We start from the raw sequence: 3408 nt of genomic DNA, 5'->3' as shown, positions 1-3408 counted from the left end.
CCCCTAGCCACAAGTCATCCCCGTCTTTTTCAACAGACGTGGGTTCGGTCCTTCAGTGCGTGTTACCGCACCTTCAACCTGCTCATGGCTAGATCACCCGGTTTCGGGTCTAATCCGACGAACTGAACGCCCTGTTCAGACTCGCTTTCGCTGCGCCTACACCTACCGGCTTAAGCTTGCTCGTCAGATTAAGTCGCTGACCCATTATACAAAAGGTACGCCGTCACCCAGGACAAACCTTGGGCTCCGACTGTTTGTAGGCATCCGGTTTCAGGAACTGTTTCACTCCCCTTGTCGGGGTGCTTTTCACCTTTCCCTCACGGTACTTGTTCGCTATCGGTCGCTAAGGAGTACTTAGGCTTGGAGGGTGGTCCCCCCATGTTCAGACAGGATTTCACGTGTCCCGCCTTACTCAAGGACTTATGCTCGCATTACCCGTACGGGGCTATCACCCACTATGGCCGACCTTTCCAGGTCGTTCCGGTTGTCTCGCATAAGCCACTGGCCTCATCCGCGTTCGCTCGCCACTACTAGCGGAGTCTCTGTTGATGTCCTTTCCTCCGGGTACTTAGATGTTTCAGTTCCCCGGGTTTGCCTCGTACACCTATGTATTCAGTGCACGATACCTCTTGCGAGGTGGGTTTCCCCATTCGGATATTTACGGATCAAAGCTTGTTCGCAGCTCCCCGTAACTTTTCGCAGCGTACCACGTCCTTCATCGCCTCTTAGCGCCAAGGCATCCACCGAATGCCCTTCTATCACTTGATCACTCTCATTATCGATGCTCATCCCGCTCGGCGCGGGACAACATCGACGACAAAAAAACCAGTTTCTTCGAGATCCATTCCGATCGCATGCGGTCAAGCTTGCGAATCTGGGGACGTGCCCTGATGAGGGGCACTCGGAATGAATCTTCTCTTTACGATGTCAGATAACATGTCGACCAAAGCCTGAGCCTCGGCGACAAAACTGTTTCATGCGGATGAGGAGGTTGATCGCCTATCGATCGAACCGTCAAACTGCCAATCGCCCGGTAAAAAAGGGTCTTGGTGGAGCCAGACGGGATCGAACCGACGACATCCTGCTTGCAAAGCAGGCGCTCTCCCAGCTGAGCTATGGCCCCGTTAAGACATGTCAAAACCTGCAACAGGCACGACACGATCAAACCAGGCGAGCACGCGCAGGTGACACACGCTCCAGGGCCAAAACCCCGAAGTGATGGTGGGCCCGGGTAGACTCGAACTACCGACCTCACGCTTATCAGGCGTGCGCTCTAACCACCTGAGCTACGGGCCCGTCCCAAACATCCAGCCCCGGTCAAACCAGGCGCCAGACGCAAGACGACCTTGCAGCTGAACTCATCCGCGGAAGAAAGAGAGACGAAGACGGCGATATCCCGCCAAAGGCCTGATCGGTGCAAAACACCGGATCGGCCCGATAATCTAAGAGATCCGAGAAGGTCATCGTGAGAAGACCTTGAAGGATCATCCTTAGAAAGGAGGTGATCCAGCCGCAGGTTCCCCTACGGCTACCTTGTTACGACTTCACCCCAGTCGCTGACCCTACCGTGGTCGCCTGCCTCCCATTGCTGGGTTAGCGCAACGCCTTCGGGTAAAACCAACTCCCATGGTGTGACGGGCGGTGTGTACAAGGCCCGGGAACGTATTCACCGTGGCATGCTGATCCACGATTACTAGCGATTCCAACTTCATGCACTCGAGTTGCAGAGTGCAATCCGAACTGAGACGGCTTTTTGAGATTAGCTCCAGGTCGCCCTTTCGCTGCCCATTGTCACCGCCATTGTAGCACGTGTGTAGCCCAGCCCGTAAGGGCCATGAGGACTTGACGTCATCCCCACCTTCCTCTCGGCTTATCACCGGCAGTCCCTCTAGAGTGCCCAACTGAATGATGGCAACTAGAGGCGAGGGTTGCGCTCGTTGCGGGACTTAACCCAACATCTCACGACACGAGCTGACGACAGCCATGCAGCACCTGTGTTCACGCCAGCCGAACTGAAGGATACCGTCTCCGGTACCCATACGTGACATGTCAAGAGCTGGTAAGGTTCTGCGCGTTGCTTCGAATTAAACCACATGCTCCACCGCTTGTGCGGGCCCCCGTCAATTCCTTTGAGTTTTAATCTTGCGACCGTACTCCCCAGGCGGGATGCTTAATGCGTTAGCTGCGCCACCGAAGAGCAAGCTCCCCGACGGCTAGCATCCATCGTTTACGGCGTGGACTACCAGGGTATCTAATCCTGTTTGCTCCCCACGCTTTCGTACCTCAGCGTCAGTTCCGGGCCAGTGAGCCGCCTTCGCCACTGGTGTTCTTCCTAATATCTACGAATTTCACCTCTACACTAGGAGTTCCACTCACCTCTCCCGGACTCAAGATCGCCAGTATCAGAGGCAGTTCCGAGGTTGAGCCTCGGGATTTCACCCCTAACTTAACGATCCGCCTACGTACGCTTTACGCCCAGTAATTCCGAACAACGCTAGCCCCCTTCGTATTACCGCGGCTGCTGGCACGAAGTTAGCCGGGGCTTCTTCTCCGACTACAGTCATTATCTTCATCGGCGAAAGTGCTTTACAACCCTAAGGCCTTCATCACACACGCGGCATGGCTGGATCAGGCTTGCGCCCATTGTCCAATATTCCCCACTGCTGCCTCCCGTAGGAGTCTGGGCCGTGTCTCAGTCCCAGTGTGGCTGGTCATCCTCTCAGACCAGCTAAGGATCGTCGCCTTGGTGAGCCATTACCTCACCAACTAGCTAATCCTACGCGGGCTCATCTTATGGCGATAAATCTTTCCCCCGAAGGGCTCATACGGTATTAGCCAAAGTTTCCCTTGGTTGTTCCGTACCACAAGGTAGATTCCCACGCGTTACTCACCCGTCTGCCACTCCCTATTGCTAGGGCGTTCGACTTGCATGTGTTAGGCCTGCCGCCAGCGTTCGTTCTGAGCCAGGATCAAACTCTCAAATTGAACGAGATCTTTGATCGGCTTTTGGTCACTACGTATTATTGACAGAGTCCCAAGCACCACCGTCATCCCGTTGACATCTCTGCCAACTAGACAACTAAGCGAGCTTGATAAAACGTAGTACCGCCGAAGTCTCTTTTCGCTCATCCAGTTACCTGGACAAGCCGCAAGGACATCGCCGTCTACGTTTCTCTTTCTTCCTATTCACTTGTCAAACAACAGACAGGTCTTACCCTGTCGAAAGCTCAAAACCAAACCGCTCGATCCAAACAAGCCACCCAAAAGAGCAACCCTGGGAACCAAACCGCCCGGCCGAACCGGAGGCGCTTATCTAGTCATCTTCCGACAACCAGTCAACCACCCAAATAACAAAACTCAGAGACGAGTTTTCCGTTCGCTGGCAGCGGTGCCGCCCGCGTTCTTGAG

Annotated in this window: 2 tRNA genes and 2 rRNA genes; all 4 read right to left on the bottom strand. The window is 54.6% G+C overall.

Features of this window, described 5'->3' with window-relative positions:
• Positions 1 to 768: ribosomal RNA gene (locus tag G342_RS0118305) — 23S ribosomal RNA — on the bottom strand; the annotation flags it as partial.
• 279 nt (positions 769 to 1047) lie between these two features.
• Positions 1048 to 1123, bottom strand: a tRNA-Ala gene (locus G342_RS0118300).
• Between the two features lie 96 nt (positions 1124 to 1219).
• Positions 1220 to 1296 (bottom strand) — tRNA-Ile (locus G342_RS0118295).
• A gap of 198 nt (positions 1297 to 1494) precedes the next feature.
• Positions 1495 to 2985 (bottom strand): 16S ribosomal RNA (locus tag G342_RS0118290).
• Between the last annotated feature and the right edge of the window lie 423 nt (positions 2986 to 3408).

The sequence above is a fragment of the Kaistia granuli DSM 23481 genome (assembly GCF_000380505.1).
Taxonomy (GTDB): Bacteria; Pseudomonadota; Alphaproteobacteria; order Rhizobiales; family Kaistiaceae; genus Kaistia; species Kaistia granuli.
Note: the sequence above shows the minus strand (reverse complement) of the source record. Positions and strands in the feature narration are given on the sequence as shown.